Genomic DNA, 20,257 nt, shown 5'->3' on the forward strand with positions numbered 1-20,257 from the left:
TCGATGGCCCTCCACTGCCTCGAAATCAGAGAAATCCCGGCCGGATCGCTTGACAGCGGAGATAGGGACACCCCCCCAGGACGGCACGAGTCACCTCGTCGTCGACCGAACCTTCGATCTCGTCGAAGGTTGGAAATTCCATATCGTTTGCCCACCCCCCGCGTGCTCATCGCCGCAGAATGATTGCCGCGCCGAATAGCTGTAGTAGCACCGTAGGCACCTTTCTGATCCGCCCACCAACAGAAACTCTGATCGCGGACACCGCGCTGAGGGCGCGGCGCCTCGAGAATCGTGGCCGGCCGGCCAACCTGTGGCCAAGCATTTCGAGATGTGGCCACGACTCTCGAGACCTTGCAATCAGTGACCTGTGATCACTACGCCTGGTCGAACTCGCCGTCCTTCGCACCACCGATGAATGCTTGCCACTCACCGGAAGTGAAGACGAGCGGGGGGCGGGTGCGGTCTTTGCTGTCCCGCACACCGACCAAGCCGCCTGCCAGGTACGCAACTTCGACGCATTCACGCCCCGCCGAGGTACGGCTGCTGGTGAACCACTTGGCGTCGGATAGATCCACGTTGTATTTGTCGATCACGTTCCAAACTCCCTCGCTGCCCGCCGGAGCAGTTCTCGACTCGCCTGCTCGTTCAGGGCCGCATGCATGATGCCCTGATACGAAATAGTGTAGCGATCAACATCGTTCGGCTTCTCGAGATACATTCCACCCGTCGTATGCTCCAGATAGACGATTGTCGGCTCGATTGGGTTGCCCTTGGCATCCTTGCCGAACTGCAGGACGATGAACCTGCCCATCGCATCACCCAACGGGATACCAGCCGAGAACGGCAGTATTCGCAACGAGACGTTGGGCATCGTGCTCACGTCGGCCAAGCGCCTCAGTTGAGCCGCCATCACACGCGGGCTGCCGACGACCCGGCGAATCGCCGCCTCACCGAGTACAACCCCGAGTTGCGCAGGAGCGCGCTTGCGAGCGATCAGCGACTGCCTGTGTATTCGCAACTGCACCCGCTGCTCAATCTCCTCACGCGGTACATCCGGAAACATCCCGAGCATCAATACCCTTGCGTAGTCAGGAGTTTGGAGCAATCCGATCACCGCGTCCGGCGAATAGACCACCAACTGCTCCGCCGCCGCCTCCAACCCCATGTACACATCGAAATCCTGCGGGATCACGTCGTCGTACTCGTGCCACCAGTTCTGCACATTCGCTTGCTGCGCAAGCCCTTCCAGCGCTGCGGTCAGGGTGTCGTCCGCGCCTAGCACCGCGCAGATTTCGCGGATGTCGGCGGTGCGGAGTTTGGTCGGAAAGCGGCCGTTCTCGTAGCGCTGGACCGTGCTCGCGCTGATCTCGGCCTTCTGCGCAACCTCGTGCAGCGTCATCCCGGTCTGTGATCGCAGGTCGCGAAGGTATCGGCCGAGTTGCCGCCTGGGTACCGTACTGCCGGGTTCTGACATGTCGACCATCTCCTTCTCGGGTTCGAGGAGCTTCGATCCGGACCGGACTCGTCCCGGATTCTTGGGGACCGTGCTGGCGATACGCCGAAGTGCCCCCGGGAAATTCATCTCCGCCGGTCCCCACAGCTCGATCGTGATGTTCTGTGCGCGCTCACCCGGCAGCCCCCGAGGCGCGGGCCCGGCTCTATGAACCGGTACGCGGCGTGGCACCGCCGCGAAGATCTGGAGAGGTCACGAAGACAGCGATGGAACAGCAGACCAATGCGTCGAGCGAATGCTATAGCACCGAGATACTCGGCACCCGATACCCCAGTCTAACACTGGCACAACAGATTTCACCACGGCCCGACGAGCCGGACCTTATGGGCTGATCCCGTGACTAGGGAATTCGGAAGCCGGGGACCACGTGGTCGCGGGCGAACTGCCGACAGGCGGCCTCGTCGTCGACCGGGATCAGCGTCTGCGGAGTCAGCGCGAGCGAGAGCGCGTTGCGCGCGACGAGTTCGGCCAGCGGCAGCGGATCATACTGTGGCAGTTTGCCTTCCGTCTGCAGGCGGGTGATGAACTCGGCGACGTAGTCGCGCCCCAGCTCGATCACCGGCGCGCCCTGCACGGTGAGGTAGGGCAGCACGACCTCCGGTTCGGTGGTCAGCAGCCGGTCCAGCAGTTTGTTGCCGCGCAACCCGTCCAGGAAGGCGACGAACAGTTCGACGATCTGATCCTCGGCGCTGGCGTCGCGATCGATCTGACGCTGCACCGCGGCGTCGACCTGTTCCACGAATTGGCGTGCCTGCCACAGCCCGACGGCCTGAATCAGATCGGATTTGCCGGCGAAGCGCCGATACAGCGTCGCCAGCGACAGCCGGCCGCGCCGCGCGACCTCGACCATGCTGGTGCGTTTGATGCCGAAATCGAGGAAAGCCAGCAGTGCCGCGTCGAGTACCGTGGTCTGATTGCGGTCCTCCGGACCCGCGCCGCGAACCAGCGGCAGGAGCCGAGTCGACAGTCTGGTCGAGCCGGTCATGGTGGTTCCTCTCGTTCGCCCGGGTCGCGGACACGGTGACGCTCTCATCATCCCATATGGTCAGCGGCCTCGATTGACACGATGCCACACCGATGAGAAGGTTTGTACGAAAGCTTCTCATATTCTCTCGCCGATCCGGCGGGGAGGAACAGGAGACGAGTCGACGATGACCGCCCCCCTGCGCGCGACCGAGCCGCTGCCCGAGATTCCGGGCGACGAGCTGACCCCGGAGACGGTGCGCGAACACATCGACGGCGTGGCCGCCTTCCTGGGCGGTGCCGCGAACGTGATCATGCAGCTCAGCCATCCGCCGGTCGGCTACGGCGTACTGGAGAGCACGGTCGACAGCGGCAAGGTGACGTTGCACCCGCTCAAGCGGCTGCGCACCACGCTGACCTATCTGGCCGTGGCCTGGCTGGGCAACGACGAGGACGTGCAGAGCTATCGGGAGGCGGTCAACGCCTCGCACCGCCCGGTGCATTCGGGACCGAACAGCCCGGTCAAGTACAACGCCTTCGATCCGAAATTGCAGTTGTGGGTGGCGGCCTGCCTGTACTGGGGCGTCGACGATCTGTACCGGCGCATGCGCGGACCGATGGATCCCGAACTCGCCGAGCGTTTCTACCGCTACAGCGTCCGGCTCGGCACCGGGCTGCAGATGCGTCCGGAGATGTGGCCGGCCGACCGGGACGCGTTCTACGCGTTCTGGGAGGCGAACCTCGCGACGAAGACCATCGACGAGCCGGTACGCCGCTACTTCAACGATCTGATCGACCTGAAGATGCAGCCGCGCCTGATTCAGCTGCTGGCCGGGCGGTTCCATCGCTTCACCGTCACCGCCCTGCTGCCGCAGCATCTGCGCGACGAGATGGGGATGCGCTGGACCGCGCGCGACGAACGCCGGTTCCGATTCGTCCTGCGCACGATCTCGGCGGTGTGGACGCGGATGCCCACGGTGATCCGGGTCTTCCCGTTCAACTTCTACCTCGCGGACATGCGGTTGCGCCGGCGCTTCGGGCGACCGCTGGTCTGATTCAGCGCTCGGCGAGGGCGCGGAGGAAGAAGCCGAGGTTGGCCGGACGTTCGGCCAACCTTCGCATCAGGTAGCCGTACCACTGGTTGCCGTAAGGGATGTAGACCCGCACCGCGTGCCCGTCCTCGGCGAGGCGCCGCTGTTCGAGCGAGCGGATGCCGTAGAGCATCTGGAATTCGAAACCGCCCGGGGCGCGCCCGTTCCGGGCGGCCAGGTCGTGGGCGGCGGTGATCATGACCGGATCGTGGGTGGCGACCATCGGATACCCCGGACCGGCCATGAGCAGTTCCAGGCACCGCAGATACGACTCGTCCACATCGGCGGCGCGTTGGTAGGCGACGAACTCCGGCTCGCGATACGCGCCCTTGCACAACCGGATTCGCGCGCCCTCGGCCGCGGCGATGCGACAGCGATCCTCCGCGCGGCGCAAATAGGTCTGGGTGGCGACCGCCAACCAGGGATAGTCGGCACGCATCATGTGCACGGTCGACTCGGTGGTTTCCGTGGTGGTGTGGTCCTCCGCGTCCACGGTGATCCACACCCCCGCCTGCTGCGCCCGCTCGCACAGGGTCCGCAGATTCGCGGTGGCGATCTCCGGGCCCGCCAGCCCCAGCGACTGTCCCAGCGCCGAGAGCTTCACCGAAACCTCTACCGGCGCAACGGTTTGCGCCGATTGCCAGCGGTTCCATCGGGCCAGATCATCGATCAACGCGAGGTATTCGGCGACGGCGTCATCGGCCATCGAGCGTTCGGTCGTGTACTCACCGAGAAAGTCGACGCTCACCATCCGGCCGCTGCCCAGCAGCTCGCCGACGACCGGGGCCAAGTCGGCGCGGTTCTCACCGGCCACGAACCGGTGCACGACCTCGGCGGTGACCGGAAACCCGGTGATCGCCCGCTTCATCCGCACCGATCCGGCGGCGGCGAGGATCGCGGGGCGCAGCGGGTTCATCGTCGCCTGCCGGGTGGGGCCACCGATAAGCCGTTCATTCCGACTCCATATGCGGATAGCGGTAATCGGTCGGCGGCACGAAGGTTTCCTTCAGTGTCCGGGGCGCGACCCAGCGCAGCAGGTTCAGATACGACCCGGCCTTGTCGTCGGTGCCGGACGCGCGGGCACCGCCGAAGGGCTGCTGGCCGACCACCGCGCCGGTCGGCTTGTCGTTGACGTAGAAATTGCCCGCGGTGAAGCGCAGTGTGGTGGCGGCCCGGTCGATCGCGGCCCGATCGCGGGCGAAGACGGCGCCGGTGAGCGCATAGGGTGCCGCCGAATCCACTTCCGCCAGTATCGAATCGAAGGCTTCGGGGTGATCGTCGTCGTACACGTACACCGCCAGGATCGGCCCGAAGTATTCGGTGGTGAACGCCTCGTCGCGCGGGGTATCGGCCAGGAGCACGGTGGGCTCGACGAAGTAGCCCTCGCTGTCGTCGTAGGTGCCGCCCGCCGGTATGCCCAAACCGGCCGCGCGGGCCCGCTCGATCGCGGCGACGTTCTTGTCGTAGGCGCGCCGATCGATCACGGCCCCACCGAAATTGGATAGATCGGCCACGTCGCCGTAGCTCAGTTCGTCGACCTCGGTGAGGAAATCGTCGCCCATCTCCCGCCACAGCGAGCGCGGAATGTAGGCGCGGGAGGCGGCCGAACATTTCTGTCCCTGATATTCGTAGGCGCCGCGAATCAGCGCGGTGCGCAAGGCGTCCGGATCGGCCGAGCGGTGCGCCAGGACGAAATCCTTCCCGCCGGTCTCTCCCACCAGCCGCGGATATCCCTGGTAGTGGCCGATATTCGCGCTCACCCGCTGCCACAGGTGCTGGAAGGTGCGGGTGGAGCCGGTGAAGTGGATGCCGGCCAGGCGCGGATCGGTCAGCGCGGCCTCGGACAGTTCGATGCCGTCACCGGTGACCAGATTGATCACCCCCGGCGGCAGCCCGGCCTCCTCGAGCACCCGCATCGTGTAGTACGCCGCCAGCGTCTGAGTGGGTGAGGGCTTCCACACCACGGTATTGCCCATCAGCGCGGGCGCGGTCGGCAGATTCCCGGCGATCGCACTGAAGTTGAACGGGGTGATCGCGTAGACGAATCCCTCGAGCGGGCGATAATCCATCCGATTCCACACGCCCGCAGACGATTCCGGCTGCTGCGCCAGAATGTGGCTCGCGAAGGCGACGTTGAACCGCCAGAAGTCCACCAGCTCGCAGGGTGCGTCGATTTCGGCCTGGTGCGCCGATTTCGACTGCCCCAGCATGGTCGCGGCGGCCACCGTCTCCCGCCACGGCCCGGCCAGCAGGTCGGCGGCCCGCAGCAGCACCGCGGCGCGCTCGGTGAACGGCAGCGCGCGCCACTGCGGCGCGGCGGCCGTCGCCGCCTCGATCGCGGCCCGGCCTTCCTCCTGAGTCACATCGGCGTAGGTGCCCAGCACGTGCTCGTGCCGATGCGGCATCACGATCTCGGAGCGGGGCCCGGTCCCCGGCCGATGCTTGCCGCCGATCACGAGCGGCACATCGACCGTTCGCCCGGAGATTTCGGCAAGTTTGCCGATCAGTAGTTCTCGTTCCCGGCTCCCCGGCGCATACGAGTGAACCGGCTCGTTCGCCGGAGTCGGGACAACCGTGACAGCGTCCATAACGCCAGGCTAGTCCCGCATCGGGGCGATGCTGCGGTAAACCGACGAGTACGACGCGCGTCGCGTCGCCGGTTGATTGCTGAGAAAACCGAGCCGCGGCCCGGCCGCCGTCTCAGGCGGACAGCCGGACCGCCGCGGCCGCGATACGCTCGTCGGTCGCGGTCAGGGCGATGCGCACGTGCTCGGTGCCGGTGGGGCCGTAGAAGTCACCGGGTGCGGCGAGGATGCCGCGCTCGGCGAGCCAGTCCAGCGTGGTGCGGCAGTTCTCGCCGCGCGTGGACCACAGATACAGGCCGGCCTCGGAGTGGTCGATGCGGAAACCCGCCTCCTCCAACGCCTTTCGCAGCACCTCGTGGCGGGCGCGGTAGCGTTCGCGCTGCTGCGCCTCGTGCCGGTCGTCGGCCAGTGCGGCGGTCATCGCGGCCTGGATCGGGTACGGGACCATCATGCCGGAATGTTTGCGCACCTCCAGCAGCTCCCGGATCAACTCGACGTCGCCGGTGACGAAACCGGCCCGATAGCTGGCCAGATTCGACGTCTTCGACAGCGAGTGGATGGCCAGCAGACCGGTGTGGTCACCGTCGCTGACGCGCGGATCGAGGATGGATACCGCCTCGGCATCCCAGGTCAGGCCCAGGTAGCACTCGTCGGAGGCGACGATCGCGCCGCGTTCGCGGGCGAAGGACACCACCTTGCGCAGATGGTCGATGCCGAGCACCCGGCCGGTGGGATTGGACGGTGAGTTCAGGTAGATCAGCGCCGGCGATTCGGGGCCGAGCCGAGTCATGCCGTCCGCCCGCAGAATTCGCGAACCCGACAACAGCGCACCCACCTCGTAGGTCGGATACGCCACCTCGGGAATCACCACCAGATCGGCCGGGCCGAGGCCCAGCAGTCGCGGCAATCCGGCGATCAATTCCTTGGTGCCGATCACCGGCAGCACCGCATCGGAGCCGATGCCGGACATGCCGAAGCGGCGCGCGACCGCCGCCACCGCGGCCTCCCGCAATTCGGGAGTGCCGTAGGTGGCGGGATACCCGGGGACGGCGGCGGCCGAGTCGAGCGCGGCGCGGATCAGCGGGTCGACCGGGTCGACCGGTGTGCCTACCGACAGGTCGACGATGCCGTCGGGATGCGCCGCGGCGCGAGCCTTGGCCCCGGCGATGGTGTCCCAGGGAAAATCGGGCAGCAGACTGCTGACCCGCACACGATCGCGGATCACCGAGGCGCTACCTACTCGTTCGCCATCGGCGGCAGCGCGGCGATGAACGGCACGTCGTAGTCGGTCTTGCCGACCTTGGTTGCGCCGCCGGGCGAGCCGAGGTCGTCGAAGAAGTCGACGTTCGCGTTGATGTACCCGCTCCACTGGTCCGGGGTGTCGTCCTCGTAGAAGATCGCTTCCACCGGGCACACCGGCTCACATGCACCACAGTCCACGCACTCGTCGGGTTGGATGTACAGCATGCGATTGCCCTCGTAGATGCAGTCCACGGGGCATTCCTCGATGCACGCCTTGTCCTTCACGTCAACGCACGGTTCAGCGATGATGTACGGCACTGCCGTTCTCCTAGTCTGTCCTTGCCTGCGGGACACTTCCGCCCGCGCAACAGTATCCCGGGGACTCACATTACAACTGGTCAGCCTTGCCTAACTTGTCGATCCCGACGGGATGCGACACACCGTCTCCGGCGCTGTTCGCCGACCCGGTCCGGCGGTGTCCGATTCGCCGGTCCGGCGGTGTCCGATTCGCCGGTCCGGCGGGTGTCCGAATCGCCGGAGCCGCCGGTGTGCGCGACGCCCGCCTCCGAAGTTCCGCGGCGCGGGTCCGCCAGGCGGCGCCGACGAATCAGCCGACGGTCAGCGGCAGGGCCGACACCTGGTGTTTCGGTATCCCGTAGGTAGTGGTGCGCTCCCGCACCGGGCGACCGATCCCGGCGCCGATCTCGACCAGTTCGGCCACCGACTTCGCCGAGCCGTGCTCCGATCCGGCCATCCGGGAAATGGTCTCCTCCATCAACGTACCGCCCAGATCGTTGGCGCCGCCGTTGAGCATCACCTGGGTGCCGGTGATGCCCAGCTTCACCCAGCTGGTCTGGATGTTGGCGATGCGCCCGTGCAGCATGATGCGGGCCAGCGCGTGCGCGGCGCGGTTGTCCCGGATCGTCGGCCCCGGCCGCGACGCGCCCGCCAGATACAGCGGCGCGCTCTGGTGTACGAACGGCAGCAGCACGAATTCGGTGAACCCACCGGTCTCGTCCTGGATGCCGCGCAGCACCCGCAGGTGGCCGACCCAGTGCTTCGGATTGTCGACGTGGCCGTACATCATCGTCGAACTCGACGGAATGCCGAGTTTGTGGGCGGTGGTGATGACGTCGATCCACGCCGAGGTGGGCAGCTTGCCCTTGGTGAGCACCCAGCGCACCTCGTCGTCGAGAATCTCCGCCGCGGTGCCCGGAATCGTATCCAGCCCGGCCTCTTTCAGCGCCGAGAGCCAATCGTGCACGCTCTGCCCGCCGCGCGAGGCGCCGTTGACGATCTCCATCGGGCTGAACGCGTGCACATGCATCGACGGCACCCGCTTCTTGACCGCCCGCACCAGATCGGCGTACCCGGTGACCGGCAGGTCGGGGTCGATGCCACCCTGCATGCACACTTCGGTCGCGCCTTCCACATACGCTTCCCAGGCGCGTTCGGCGACCTCGTCGGCGGAGAGGGTGAAGGCGTCGGCATCGCCCTTGCGCTGCGCGAACGCGCAGAACCGGCAGCCGGTGTAGCAGATGTTGGTGAAGTTGATATTGCGGTTCACCACGTAGGTCACGTCGTCGCCGACGGTGTCGCGGCGCAGCTGATCGGCCAGCGCGGCGATGGCGTCGAGTTCCGGGCCGTCGGCGGTGGCCAGCGCCAGGTACTGGCCGTCGGTGAGCCCGGCCGGATCCTTCTCCGCGGCGCGCAGGGCGCTCAACACGTCGGTGTCGAGCTTCACCGGCGCGCTGAGTGAAAGTACTTGTTCCCGAACGGTTTCCCAGTCGCCGAAGGCGCCGAGGCCGTCGCTGTCGAGCCCGGAATCGCTGCGGGATTCGGTATTGCGGCCCTCGGTGTCGATGGCGGTGTTGAGATCCACCCGGCCCAGCGACTCCCAGGACTGGTCGGGTTCTTGCCACGGGCGACCGGACGGATTCACGTCGCGGGCCAGACCGGTGTGCGGATCGGCCAGTGCCACAACATGTCCCAGCACGCGCGGGTCGATCCAGGGATTGCCGGCGAGTACATATTTCGGATGGGCCGTGAGCCGCTCGGTCAGCACATAGCCGGCCTGCGCGGTCACCTCGGCGAGCACCTCGAGGTTCGGCCACGGCCGCTCCGGATTCACATGGTCCGGGGTCAGTGGCGACACCCCGCCCCAATCGTCGATACCGGCATCGATCAGGGCCCGGCACTCGTCGAGCGACACCAGATTCGGCGGGGCCTGAATCCGCATCTTGGGGCCCAGCAGCAACCGGGTCACCGCGATGGTGGCGCGGAACTCCGCGAGATCCGCATCGGGGGTGTCGCGCATGGCGGTATCGGACTTGGCCAGGAAGTTCTGCACGATCACCTCCTGCACATGCCCGAAAGCCTTGTGCGACTTGCGGATCGCCAGAATCGAGTCGACGCGCTCGGCGTAGGTCTCACCGATGCCGACGAGGATGCCGGTGGTGAACGGGATGCTCAGCCGTCCGGCATCCGTGAGGGCGCGCAGCCGGACCTGCGGATCCTTGTCCGGGCTGCCGTAATGCGCCTGACCGCGCTCGGTGAACAGGCGCTCGGAGGTGGTCTCCAGCATCATGCCCATCGACGGGGCGACCGGCTTGAGCCGCGACATCTCCGCCCAGCTCATCACCCCCGGATTCAGATGCGGCAGCAGGCCGGTTTCCTCGAGCACCCGGATCGACATGGCGCGCACGTAGTCGAGAGTGGAATCGTAGCCGCGCTCGTCCAGCCACTGCCGCGCCTCCGGCCAGCGGTCCTCCGGGCGATCGCCCAGCGTGAAAAGCGCTTCCTTACAACCCAATTCGGCGCCCTTACGGGCGATCTCGAGCACCTCGTCGGGTTCCAGATACATGCCGTGGCCGTCGGCGCGCAGCTTGCCGGGCACCGTCACGAATGTGCAGTAATGACATTTGTCGCGACACAGGCGGGTGAGCGGAATGAACACCTTGCGGGAATAGGTGATGGGCAGGGTGTCCCCTGAATACGTCTCCCGCAACCCGGCATCCCGCACCCGCGCCGCGGAGGCGGCCAGATCCTCGAGATCCGCACCGCGCGCGTGCAGCAGCACCACGGCCTCGTCGAGATTGAGCGTCGCCCCGTCGCGCGCTCGCCGCAAGGCTCTGCGCATGGCCGAAGAACTCGGCGGAACGGGCGGTACACCAGGAGTCGGTAGCCCAGTGTGCGGTTGTTCGTTCACGCCGTCGATCATGCGCCAACCATCCGAGTGTTCTCCCTTCGGTGCCCTGTGACGTGAGACAACCCGGGGGCCTTCACGGGTTATTCCTGCTTCGGGCGACCAGTTTGCGCCCGGAACGACGCCGCGGACGAGTGCGCTGGTGAGAGCGTCGACAGGTGGCGGGCGCGTTAGGCTGCCGGTCACACCGGATACATACGAGGCGGCGATGCCATGCGATTCGGGTTACACGGATTGGGAATCGGCTCCGGCTCCCGGCCGGAGATCGTCCGGGCGACCGCCCGGCATGCCGAACGCCGCGGTTTCGCGACACTGTGGTGCGGCGAGCACGTGGTGATGGTCGACGACTCGTCGTCTCCCTACCCCTACTCCGACGACGGCCGGATCGCCGTCCCGGCCACTGCCGACTGGCTCGATCCGTTCGCCTCCCTGACCTACGCCGCCGCGGTCACGTCGACCATCCGCTTGGCCACCGGCATCGTCCTGCTGCCCGAGCACAACCCGGTGATCATGGCCAAACAGGCCGCATCACTGGACCGGCTCAGCGGCGGCCGATTCGGTCTGGGCATCGGAATCGGCTGGTCCAGGGACGAGTTCGACGCACTCGGCATCGCATTCGACGGGCGAGCGGCCCGCACCGCCGACTACGTGCACGCCCTGCGAACGCTGTGGCGCGACGACCCCGCGACCTACGACTCGCACTACGTCTCCTTCCGCAGCATCCGCGTCAACCCGAAACCGACCCAGCCCCGCCTGCCGATCCTCGTGGGCGGAAACAGCGACCGAGCGCTGCGGCGGGTCGCCGACTGGGGAGACGGCTGGTACGGCTTCAACCTCGACGGCGTGTCCGCGGTTGGCAACCGGCTACAACTCTTGGCCCGGTTCTGCGCGGACGCCGGACGCGATATCGCCGACCTGTACCTGGCCGTGGCCCTGCGAAACCCGGCCCGCGCCGACGTCGCCCTGCTCGGCGATCTCGGCATCACGGAACTGGTGCTCGTCGACGCCCCACCGGACAGCGCCGAGGAATGTCTCGTTTGGGTCGATCGGCTCGCCGACCGATGGATCACCTGAAACATGTCACGATGGCTGGTATGACCCGGTCGCCGGAAGTCTCGCCCGCGCGCACGATATCGGCCGCTCCGGCGTGGCGGGCCAGTCGGCGGGCACCGCTGTTGTGGGCGGCCGGGCCGGCGATCTTCTGGGCGTTCGTGCTGGTGGGTGAGCTGGTGTGGGTGGTGCTGGACGGCTCGCATCGGGCGTGGGCGCTCGCTCTGGTGGCGGCGACGGTGGTCGCTGCCGGGTTCGGCGTCGGGGTCGTGCCGGTGTGGCGATACGCGGTGCATCGGTGGGAGGTGACCGACACCGCGGTCTACACGCGGACGGGGTGGTTCAACCAGGAGAGCCGGGTTGCGCCGATTACGCGGGTGCAGACGGTGGATACGCATCGGGGGCCGTTGGAGCGGATGTTCGGGTTGGCGACGGTGACGGTGACCACGGCCTCCTCGGCGGGCGCGGTGCGGATCGCGGCGCTGGATCTGGAGGTCGCCGAGCGCACCGTGAACCGGCTGACCGATATCGCGTCGATTCATCGGGAGGATGCGACGTGAGTGATCCGCAAGTGGGGGCAACCGCCGACTGGCGCCGGCTGGATATGCGGATGCTGCTCGTGCATCCGGTGCGGGAATTGTTCAAATACATTCCCGTGCTGCTGGGCGCGGTGATCGTGGGGACCCAGAGCGGCGGGCCGGCGTGGAGTCCGGTGGCGGTCGCGGTGGTGATCGTGGCGTTCGCGTTGACGCGGTGGTTCACCACCAGTTACCGGATCGGCGCCGACTCCGTGCAACTGCGCCGGGGCTTGCTGCAGCGACGGACCCTGACCGTGCCGCGGACCCGGATTCGGTCGGTGGACGTGCACGCGGACCTGATGCATCGGCTGCTCGGATTGGTGGTGCTCGTCATCGGCACCGGGCAGCACGCCGATCGGGAGAAGCGGTTTCACCTCGACGGGGTGGATGCGCGGCAGGTTCCCGAACTGCGGGCCTTGCTGTTGCGGCCGGCCGAGAACACGGAGCCGGGCACCGGTGCGGCAACCGGCACGCCGAACGCGAATCCCGGGTCTTTCGGTCACACGGCCGACAGCGGATCGGCGACCGAACCTAGGATCCGTGCCCATTCGAATACGCCCGCACATCAAGGCACTTCGGTCCACAACGGGATCACCGCCGGCCGGTCCGCACTCCAGCGAGCCCTGAGCGGCGATACCGACGATCTCGCGGACGAGGCGATCGAGATCGGGCATTGGCAGCCGCGCTGGGTTCGGTACGCACCGTTGTCGCTGACCGGCCTGGCCATCGTCGGGCCGGTGATCGGCCTGGCCGCGAAGGTCGGGGTCGCCGATGTGCTGGTGCGTTCGCACGCCGTGCAGGACTTGACCGAGCACAGTGCGGTTTTCATCGCCCTCGCCGTGACGGGGGCGGTCACGGTGCTGCTGGTGATCGCCGCGATCGCCGCCTGCGTCCGCTACCTCACCACGTATTTCGGGCTGCGGGTACTCGACGACGGCGCGGCGCTGCATATCCGCGGCGGCCTGTTCACCACCCGTCAGACCACGCTCGACCTGTCCCGACTGCGCGGTGCGACGGTCAAGGAACCGCTGCTGCTCCGGCTGGCCGGCGGCGCCGAACTCGAGGCCATCATGACCGGCACCAGCCCGCGCCAGAAGCTCCTCCCCCAAGCGCCGCGCGCCGCCGTCGACCGCACCCTCGCCCAGCTCCTCACCAGCGGATCCCGCCGCACCGACGCCACCCCGGCGGGCGGCGCTGCGATCGCGTCCGCCGCCGCCCCCGCGTTGGTGGCGCTCGAACAGCACGGCCCGCGCGCACGGCGCCGGCGCTACACTCGCGCTTTCATGCCCGTGTGGGTCCTGCTCGCCCTCCTGGTCGCGATATCCCTTGCCGGACTTCATGTTCCGCTGTGGGCCTGGATTCTCCTCGCGGTCGTCGCGCTCTTCGCGGCGGCGCTGGCACACGATCGATATCGCGGACTGGGGCATGCGGTGATCCCGTCGGACGGCACGCGTCCGGTCTGGCTGATCACCCGGCGCGGATCGCTGGATCGCGACCGTGACTGCCTGGAGGCGCCGGGTGTGATCGGGTGGACCGTGCGGCAGACCTTTTTCCAGCGGCGGGCGGGACTGGCGACCGTGATCGCGGCCAGCGCGGCCGGGAAGAAGAAGTACGGCATCGTGGATCTGCCCATCGAACGGGCGTGGGCGCTGATCGACCAGGTGACGCCCGGGCAGCTGGGCGTGCGTGCGGAACACGAGACGACGCCCGTTTCGACACCGGACCACACCGTCGCGAAACTGCGTGCAACCTGACGCCGATGCTGCTGCGCGGCACCGATCACCGAACTGCATGTGACCGGCAGTTCTCCCATCAAAACTCGGCGTCGCACCCGGAATTGAGCCATATCTGCGTGTATGTGGCAGATAAGTAAGCGCGGATTCACGCATTGTGATACAACTCACCCCAGTGTTGTGAAAGGTGAGCTTTTATGGATCCGACAGCGAAGCAGCGCGCAGCCCTGGGCCTGATCTGCGATACGTTCACACCGGGCGACGGGCTGAGTTTGCCGTCGGCGACCGAATTAGGTTCCGTGGCTACGGTTTTCGACATCCTGAGCCGCAACCCGCGCCCCTCCGAGGCGAAACAGCTCGCCACCCTGCTCGATCTGTGGGATTCCCGATTGGCGGGGGTACTGCTCGGCAACCGGGGCCGGCGCTTCTCGGCGCTGACCGCCGACGAGCGCGAGCGCACCCTGCTCCGCCTCGGCGATTCCCGAATCGCGCTGAAGCGCACGCTGTTTCAGGCGCTCAAGCAGGCCGCTCTGCTGTCCTACAACGTCACGCCGGGCCCCACGGGTAGCCACCCGCTGTGGAAGGCCATCCACTATCCGGGCCCGCCCGGCACGCTCGCCTCGGCGCCGGCGCCCGCCCTCTCCGTGCTGCGTCCGACCGCAGCGACCACACTGACCTGCGATGTCGTCATCGTCGGTTCGGGGGCCGGCGGTGGCACCGCCGCCGCCGTACTGGCCGAGGCGGGTCTCGACGTCATCGTGCTGGAACGCGGAAACTATTACGACGACCGGGATTTCGGCACCGGGGAACTCGACGCCCTGCTCAATCTGTACGCACCCGGCCCGCCCGCCACCAGCGAAGGCCAGATCACCCTGGTCGCGGGCACCTGCCTGGGCGGCGGCACGGTGGTCAACTGGAGCACCTCGCTGCGCACGCCCGACGAGGTGCGCGCCGAATGGGCCGGACTCGGTGTGCCGCAGTTCGCGCAGGACGAATTCACCGCCGCCCTGGACGCGGTGACCGGCCGTCTCGGCGTCAACGACCGCCACTCCCCGCTCTCGGCGCGCGACAGCGTGCTGGAACGCGGCGCCACCGCTCTGGGCTGGCATATCGACGCCCTGCCCCGCAATGTCGGCGACGCGTGCGACGCCGGGGTCGAATGCGGCCGCTGCCCCTACGGCTGCCGCGTCGGCGCCAAGCAGTCGGTCACCAAGACCTGGCTCGCCGACGCCGCCGAGCACGGCGCCCGGTTCGTGGTCGACGCGAACGTGCGGCGCATCCTCGTGAACAACGGTCGCGCCGAGGGAGTCTCGGCCGTGAGTTCGAACGGCACCCCGATCGAGGTGCGGGCCCGCGCCGTGGTCGTGGCCGCCGGTGCGGTGCAGACCCCGGCGCTGCTGAAGCGATCGGGTCTGGGCAACAAGAACATCGGCGACTATCTGCGACTGCATCCCGCCGCGGCGGTCTTCGGTGTCTTCGACGAGCCGATCCGGCCGTGGGAGGGCGGTATGCAGGCCCGGATCAGCCGTCAGCACCGCGATCTGGACGGCAACGGCTACGGCGTCATCTACGAGACCGGTCCCATCCATCCCGGCATGGGCGTCGGTTTCATGAACTGGCGCGGCGCGGCGGCCTACCGGACGAATCTGCTGGAACTGAACAAGTCGGTGGCCCTCGGAGTGATCACCCGCGACCGCGACCACGGCAGTGTCGGCGTCGACAAGAACGGTGAACCGGTGGTCTCCTATCGGCTCTCCGACCACGATCGCGGCCATCTGCACACCGGAATCCTCGGCGCCGCACAGATTCTCGAGGCCGCCGGGGCACGCCGCATCTATTCCGGCCAGCAGGCCGGCCCCGCCTACGAGCCCGGACGCGCCGGGTCGCACGCCGAATTCGCCGCCGCGTGCGCCGCCGCCGGCTACGAACCCGGGCAGTGCGCGATGGGCGCGCTGCACATCATGGGTTCGGCGCGGATGGGCGGCTCCCCGGACATGTCGGCGGCCGACCCCGACGGCGCCACCTGGGACGTGCCGAACGTCGTCGTCGCCGACGCGTCCTGCTTCCCCACCGCGTCCGGGGTGAATCCGATGGTCTCGATCGAGGCGATCGCCCATATGAACGCGAAACGCCTTGCGGCGCGGTTGCGCTGAGCAGTGCCGGCGGTACTCCGCCGTGTCAGAGTCCGCGAATACCGTCCAGCAGCGCCTGCAGCAGGCCTACGTCGGATGCCTCGTCCTGACGAGGCTGGCGGTATTCGAGGCGGCCGTCGTCGATGAGGTCGCCGATGAGCACCTTCGTCATCGTCAGCGGAAGTTCCAGCCGCGCAGCGACTTCCGCGACCGACTGCGGTGTGCGGCACAACTCCACGATGGCGGCGTACTCGGGTTCGTGGCGGCGCAGCGCCGCGCCCCGGCCGATATCGACCACCAGGGTCAGCATGTCCAGCTCCGGCCGGTTGCTGCGGCCACGCCCGTGCGTGACCGCGTACAACCGGACCAGCGGTCCGGCCTCGTCGTCGAACCAGGCGTCACCGTCGTTCACGGTGACTCATCGTCGGTCGACGGCGAGATGTGAACCGACCCGCTGCACGGTCTGGTTCATCGCATACGCGACCATGCCCAGATCGGCGTTGTCCGCGGCCAGCAGGCCCAGGCAGGCGTTGTCGCCCGCGGCGGTGATGAACAGCACCGCCCGGTCGAGTTCCACCATGGTCTGGCAGACACCGCCGGCGTCGAAATGGTGTCCGGCGCTGCGGGCCAGGCTGTGCAGCGCGGAAGCCATCGCACAGAACCGCTCGGCATCGGAGTTCTCGAGCTCCGAGGAGTTACCCAGCAGCAGTCCGTCGGTGGACAGCAGGACCGCGTAGCGCACGCCGGTGAGACCCTTCACCAGATCATCGAGCAGCCAGCCGACGTCACTTCGGTTGGGATTAGCCATCTTCACCCTCGTCTGTGTCGAATTGTGATGCCGTGGAGCCGGTTTCGGCAGCGGGTCGGCGGCCCTGCCGAGTGCCCTGCTCGACGGCGCTGATCAGGTTGCGGGCTTGATCGGCGGTGCGTTGCCGAACGGTATTCGAGCCGGCCGCGGGCGTATCGGCGCGATCGGCCGAACGCACCCGGCGCGGCAGCGGCGGGCGGCCCTCACCGGCGCGAACCACGCCCGGAGTGGTCACGGGCGCACCGAACACCCCGGTCGCGGGCGCGGAATCGATGTGCTCGGAGGCCGAGGTGAACCAGGCCGAGCGTCGTGTGCCCGGGTCCGGATCGGTCGCCGGTGGCGTGGACACTTCGGTCACCGGAACATCCTCGGCGACAACCACTTCGGCACGGACGGCGGAAGCGTTGGTCGCCGGTCCGAGCACGGCGAACTCACCGGTGGCGGGTCCCGGATCCTCGAACTCCGTACCGTTCACGTCGCCGGCTTCCAGCACCGGCGTTCCGATCAGCACCACCGCGCGCACGCCGCCGTACACCGATTCGCGCAGCTTCACCGAAATACCGTGGCGGTTGGCCAATTTCGCGACCACGAACAGTCCGAGCCGGGTGTCGCTGGAGAGTGCGGCCACACTGAACTCCGGCGGATGCGAAAGCATCTCGTTGCGCCGGTCGAGCTCGTCGGCGGTCATGCCCAGGCCCTGGTCGACGATCTCCACCGCTACCCCGCGACCCACCACCGCGGCATGCACCTCCACCCGCGCCTGCGGCGGCGAATACGAGGTGGCGTTGTCCATCAGCTCGGCCAGCAGGTGGATCAGGTCGGCGACCGCGGTGCCCATCACCCGGGTGCGTGGAATGCGGCCGATGCGAATTCTGGTGTAGTCGAGGCTTTCCGCGACCGCGCCGCGAATCACCTCGATCAGCGGCACCGGATTGCGCCAGCGCCGGCCGGGCTGCTTACCGCCGAGGATGATCAGATTCTCGGCGTTGCGGCGGGCGCGCGTGGCCAAATGGTCGAGCTGGAACAGCAATTCGAGCTGGTCGGCATTCTCCTCGCGCCGCTCGGCCTGGTCCAGCAGCGCCAGTTGACGATGCACCAGCGCCTGGCTGCGATGGGCGATATCCAGGAAGATCGTGTTGATACCGGCGCGGGTATTCGATTCCGCGACCGCGGCCGATACCGCCGCCACCTGTGCCCGGTTGAACGCCTGCGCGACCTGGCCGAGTTCGTCGGAACCGAAGTCCAGCCGCGACACCTCCAACGGGGCATCCACCGTCTCGCCCGCCGACACCCGGCGCATGATGTCGGGCAGCCGTTCATCGGCCAATTCCAGTGTGTCGCGGCGCAATCGGCGCATCCGGCCGATGAACCGGTTCGCCAGCACCAGCGAGGCGAGGAAGGCCAGAACCGACACCAGCAACACCGCACCGCCGCCGGCCAGCGATCCGATGGCGGTGCGGTCACCCTGATCCCGCGCCTCGGCATGCGCGTCCCGGCTCTTGTCCTGCCACAGTGTCAGCAGTCCGGACGCGATCTGCGCGGAACCGTCCTGCCAGGCCTGCAGGGTCATCGGCAGCGGTTTCGCGGTCTGCCGGGTCGTACGCGAACGCGTGGTGTCGCCGGCCCGGGTACTCGAGTCGGCATCGTCGGTGCCCGGTGTCGGACCGCGCGCGGCGATCGCATCGGCCATCTCGTTGATCTGGGCCCACGCCGGGCTGTTCACGATCGCGTCGAGCTGATCCGCGCGTTGGCCCTTCAGCACCGAGAGCGAATAGGCGATCTGGCCGCGGTATTCACCCAGATAGTTGATGTACTGGGTCCACTGCGCGGGCGTCGACGTGTTCGTCACCAGGAACAATTCACCGAGTGTCGTGGCTTCGGACAGCGCCTCCGCGGCCCGCATCACCTGGACGGCATAGCCGAGTTGCACGGCGATGCCGGCGTCCGGTGCGACCCGGGCAGCCAGCATCGAGGCATCGATGATCGCCGCGGTGAAGCGGCTGAACAGTCCGAAAACCTGATCGGCCGGTGCCTGGCCGGAATCGATGCCGCGACGCACCAGCGGCAACTGTGCGAGCAGCTGGCCGTAGGCGGCGATATCGGCTCCGGAGTTGTCCGGATTCATCTTCTGCGCCTCGTCGCCCTTGGCGGTGAGGGCGGCCAGCGCCGCATCCGAGCGCTGCCGCGCCACCGTCAATTGTGCTGTGGCGCTGGGATCACCCGCCAGTTGCAGCATCGAGAGCCGGCGTTCCTCACCGAAGGTCTCCATGATGGCGACCGCGGGAGCCGCGGTGCTGCTGGCGAGTTCGGCCCACTGCCGGGCATCGCGGCCCGACCGCACCAGATACGACGCCGCGCCCACGCCGATGGCGAGCAACGTGACGCTGGAGATCAGCACGATCGCGAGCAGGCGCACGCGCACACTGACCCGCCCGCGCACACCCCGGCTCATCAGGCCGAGCCAGCGCGAATCCTTTGTGTTCACAGGCAATCCAGGAAGCTTCGACCACTCAACCACGGGTGATCTTCCTGTTGTCGGGCGATGTCCGCGCGCATTCGGATCTCGGCGCACCCGAGCCAACCGGCCAGCTGAGCAACCGGCCCCCACTTCCTAACCACACCACCCGCCGGGCGGCAGAACCACAGATAACGCCTGAGAGACTAACCGACCCTCCGGCCCGCTACAGCCGTTCGCCGATATCTCTTTCCGGCAATGCCTTTCCCGCGACCGGCACCGGTTCAGAGCGTGGCGGGCGTGGCCTTCGGACGCAGGAACGCGCGGCGGAACAGATAGAAACCCACCGGCACGATGCCGCACGCCAGCAACAGCGGAGAGGTCCACGAATCGGTCAGCAGCACATCGCCGCCGGGCCCGGTGGTCGAGCAGATCAGGAATCCGAACAGCCACGCGATCACCGGCAGCCCCATCGCGGCCGGGCGCGACACGACCACACCCATTCCCCGCACCAGCAGCACGTTCACCACCGCGGCGACCAGGGCCGCGATCGGGAACGGCGTGGCGCCGATGTAGAGCGGCAGATAGAGCACCTCGAGCACGACCGAGAGCAGCCCGTCGAACACCAGCACCGCCGCCAGCACGCCGCCGAGCACCGGCCAGGCATACTTCGACCCGCCGGGCACATACGCGGTCCGGCTGGTCGTCGCGGCCGTCACGGTACCGGCGGGAAGCCGAGCAGGGTCAACAGATGACTCTGCATATCGACGAATCCGTAGAGCACCGACAGGTACAGATCGTGCTGCGCCTGCCAGTTCGGCTTCTGGCTCTCGACGAACGCGACGATGGCGTCCTGCAGGCTCCAGTTGTACATGCCCAGCAGTCTAAGCCGAAGCACCCAC

Annotated in this window: 18 protein-coding genes; 5 read left to right on the forward strand and 13 right to left on the reverse strand. The window is 67.6% G+C overall.

The annotated features are described in order from the left end of the window. Positions 1-374 precede the first annotated feature (374 nt). The 3 genes from A5789_RS09820 to A5789_RS09830 form a co-directional block, all read right to left on the reverse strand. Positions 375-593 (reverse strand): DUF397 domain-containing protein, encoded by a 219-nt coding sequence (locus tag A5789_RS09820; protein WP_064901756.1) that lies wholly within the window; start codon positions 591-593, stop codon positions 375-377. After that, a complete protein-coding gene (locus tag A5789_RS09825; RefSeq protein ID WP_324193247.1) occupies positions 590-1,483 on the reverse strand; it encodes a helix-turn-helix transcriptional regulator in 894 nt (297 codons plus the stop codon). The genes A5789_RS09820 and A5789_RS09825 overlap by 4 nt, the downstream gene beginning before the upstream one ends. Before the next feature lie 370 nt (positions 1,484-1,853). Then, positions 1,854-2,498 (reverse strand): TetR/AcrR family transcriptional regulator, encoded by a 645-nt coding sequence (locus tag A5789_RS09830; protein WP_063012370.1) that lies wholly within the window; start codon positions 2,496-2,498, stop codon positions 1,854-1,856. Between the two features lie 166 nt (positions 2,499-2,664). On the opposite strand from A5789_RS09830, the gene A5789_RS09835 reads away from it, so the two are divergent. Further along, positions 2,665-3,531 carry an oxygenase MpaB family protein gene (locus A5789_RS09835; RefSeq protein ID WP_064901755.1) on the forward strand — a complete coding sequence of 289 codons (867 nt, stop codon included), beginning with the start codon at positions 2,665-2,667 and terminating at the stop codon, positions 3,529-3,531. A 1-nt stretch (position 3,532) separates the two neighbouring features. Here the strand turns inward: A5789_RS09835 and A5789_RS09840 are convergent, their stop codons facing one another. The 5 genes from A5789_RS09840 to A5789_RS09865 form a co-directional block, all read right to left on the reverse strand. Beyond that, the gene (locus A5789_RS09840; RefSeq protein ID WP_064901754.1) at positions 3,533-4,483 is read right to left on the reverse strand and encodes a proline dehydrogenase family protein; all 951 of its coding nucleotides are present in this window, start codon (positions 4,481-4,483) and stop codon (positions 3,533-3,535) included. Between the two features lie 34 nt (positions 4,484-4,517). Next, a complete protein-coding gene (gene pruA, locus A5789_RS09845; RefSeq protein ID WP_063012379.1) occupies positions 4,518-6,155 on the reverse strand; it encodes an L-glutamate gamma-semialdehyde dehydrogenase in 1,638 nt (545 codons plus the stop codon). Positions 6,156-6,267: 112 nt separating this feature from the next. After that, positions 6,268-7,374 carry a succinyldiaminopimelate transaminase gene (gene dapC, locus A5789_RS09850; RefSeq protein ID WP_064901758.1) on the reverse strand — a complete coding sequence of 369 codons (1,107 nt, stop codon included), beginning with the start codon at positions 7,372-7,374 and terminating at the stop codon, positions 6,268-6,270. 14 nt (positions 7,375-7,388) lie between these two features. Beyond that, positions 7,389-7,712, reverse strand: coding sequence for a ferredoxin (gene fdxA / locus A5789_RS09855; protein ID WP_030514872.1), 324 nt, complete (start codon positions 7,710-7,712; stop codon positions 7,389-7,391). Positions 7,713-8,001: 289 nt separating this feature from the next. Next, on the reverse strand, positions 8,002-10,614 hold the full coding sequence (locus A5789_RS09865) for a bifunctional FO biosynthesis protein CofGH (RefSeq protein ID WP_082940592.1): 2,613 nt from the start codon (positions 10,612-10,614) through the stop codon (positions 8,002-8,004). Between the two features lie 198 nt (positions 10,615-10,812). On the opposite strand from A5789_RS09865, the gene A5789_RS09870 reads away from it, so the two are divergent. The 4 genes from A5789_RS09870 (at position 10,813) to A5789_RS09885 (ending at position 16,113) form a co-directional block, all read left to right on the forward strand. Then, entirely contained in the window at positions 10,813-11,673 is an 861-nt protein-coding gene (locus tag A5789_RS09870) for an LLM class F420-dependent oxidoreductase (protein WP_064901753.1), read from the forward strand. Beyond that, positions 11,661-12,209: a PH domain-containing protein gene (locus A5789_RS09875; RefSeq protein WP_082856870.1), complete on the forward strand. Its 549-nt coding sequence runs from the start codon at positions 11,661-11,663 to the stop codon at positions 12,207-12,209. The genes A5789_RS09870 and A5789_RS09875 overlap by 13 nt, the downstream gene beginning before the upstream one ends. Continuing rightward, a complete protein-coding gene (locus tag A5789_RS09880; protein WP_064901752.1) occupies positions 12,206-13,981 on the forward strand; it encodes a PH domain-containing protein in 1,776 nt (591 codons plus the stop codon). Before A5789_RS09875 ends, A5789_RS09880 begins: the two co-directional genes overlap by 4 nt. A 176-nt stretch (positions 13,982-14,157) precedes the next feature. Further along, on the forward strand, positions 14,158-16,113 hold the full coding sequence (locus A5789_RS09885; RefSeq protein WP_064901751.1) for a GMC family oxidoreductase: 1,956 nt from the start codon (positions 14,158-14,160) through the stop codon (positions 16,111-16,113). 25 nt (positions 16,114-16,138) lie between these two features. On the opposite strand, the gene A5789_RS09890 is transcribed toward A5789_RS09885, so the two are convergent. From A5789_RS09890 to A5789_RS37280, 5 genes are all read right to left on the reverse strand, one after another. After that, positions 16,139-16,504 (reverse strand): DUF742 domain-containing protein, encoded by a 366-nt coding sequence (locus tag A5789_RS09890; RefSeq protein WP_063012386.1) that lies wholly within the window; start codon positions 16,502-16,504, stop codon positions 16,139-16,141. 6 nt (positions 16,505-16,510) lie between these two features. Beyond that, a complete protein-coding gene (locus A5789_RS09895) occupies positions 16,511-16,900 on the reverse strand; it encodes a roadblock/LC7 domain-containing protein (protein ID WP_030514865.1) in 390 nt (129 codons plus the stop codon). Beyond that, entirely contained in the window at positions 16,893-19,385 is a 2,493-nt protein-coding gene (locus tag A5789_RS09900) for a nitrate- and nitrite sensing domain-containing protein (RefSeq protein WP_227462867.1), read from the reverse strand. Before A5789_RS09900 ends, A5789_RS09895 begins: the two co-directional genes overlap by 8 nt. 254 nt (positions 19,386-19,639) lie before the next feature. Beyond that, entirely contained in the window at positions 19,640-20,074 is a 435-nt protein-coding gene (locus A5789_RS09905) for a hypothetical protein (RefSeq protein WP_227462866.1), read from the reverse strand. Continuing rightward, positions 20,071-20,229 carry a hypothetical protein gene (locus tag A5789_RS37280; RefSeq protein WP_167331885.1) on the reverse strand — a complete coding sequence of 53 codons (159 nt, stop codon included), beginning with the start codon at positions 20,227-20,229 and terminating at the stop codon, positions 20,071-20,073. Before A5789_RS37280 ends, A5789_RS09905 begins: the two co-directional genes overlap by 4 nt. Between the last annotated feature and the right edge of the window lie 28 nt (positions 20,230-20,257).

It is taken from the genome of Nocardia sp. 852002-51101_SCH5132738 (assembly GCF_001665695.1).
GTDB lineage: Bacteria > Actinomycetota > Actinomycetes > Mycobacteriales > Mycobacteriaceae > Nocardia > Nocardia nova.

Excerpts from the sequence above, each read along its gene's own strand:
- A5789_RS09825 (WP_324193247.1), bottom strand. The coding sequence starts at position 1,483 with ATGGTCGACATGTCAGAACCCGGCAGTACGGTACCCAGGCGGCAACTC.
- A5789_RS09830 (WP_063012370.1), bottom strand. The coding sequence starts at position 2,498 with ATGACCGGCTCGACCAGACTGTCGACTCGGCTCCTGCCGCTGGTTCGC.
- A5789_RS09835 (WP_064901755.1), top strand. The coding sequence starts at position 2,665 with ATGACCGCCCCCCTGCGCGCGACCGAGCCGCTGCCCGAGATTCCGGGC.
- A5789_RS09840 (WP_064901754.1), bottom strand. The coding sequence starts at position 4,483 with ATGAACCCGCTGCGCCCCGCGATCCTCGCCGCCGCCGGATCGGTGCGG.
- pruA (WP_063012379.1), bottom strand. The coding sequence starts at position 6,155 with ATGGACGCTGTCACGGTTGTCCCGACTCCGGCGAACGAGCCGGTTCAC.
- A5789_RS09865 (WP_082940592.1), bottom strand. The coding sequence starts at position 10,614 with ATGATCGACGGCGTGAACGAACAACCGCACACTGGGCTACCGACTCCT.
- A5789_RS09870 (WP_064901753.1), top strand. The coding sequence starts at position 10,813 with ATGCGATTCGGGTTACACGGATTGGGAATCGGCTCCGGCTCCCGGCCG.
- A5789_RS09875 (WP_082856870.1), top strand. The coding sequence starts at position 11,661 with ATGGATCACCTGAAACATGTCACGATGGCTGGTATGACCCGGTCGCCG.
- A5789_RS09885 (WP_064901751.1), top strand. The coding sequence starts at position 14,158 with ATGGATCCGACAGCGAAGCAGCGCGCAGCCCTGGGCCTGATCTGCGAT.
- A5789_RS09895 (WP_030514865.1), bottom strand. The coding sequence starts at position 16,900 with ATGGCTAATCCCAACCGAAGTGACGTCGGCTGGCTGCTCGATGATCTG.
- A5789_RS37280 (WP_167331885.1), bottom strand. The coding sequence starts at position 20,229 with ATGTACAACTGGAGCCTGCAGGACGCCATCGTCGCGTTCGTCGAGAGC.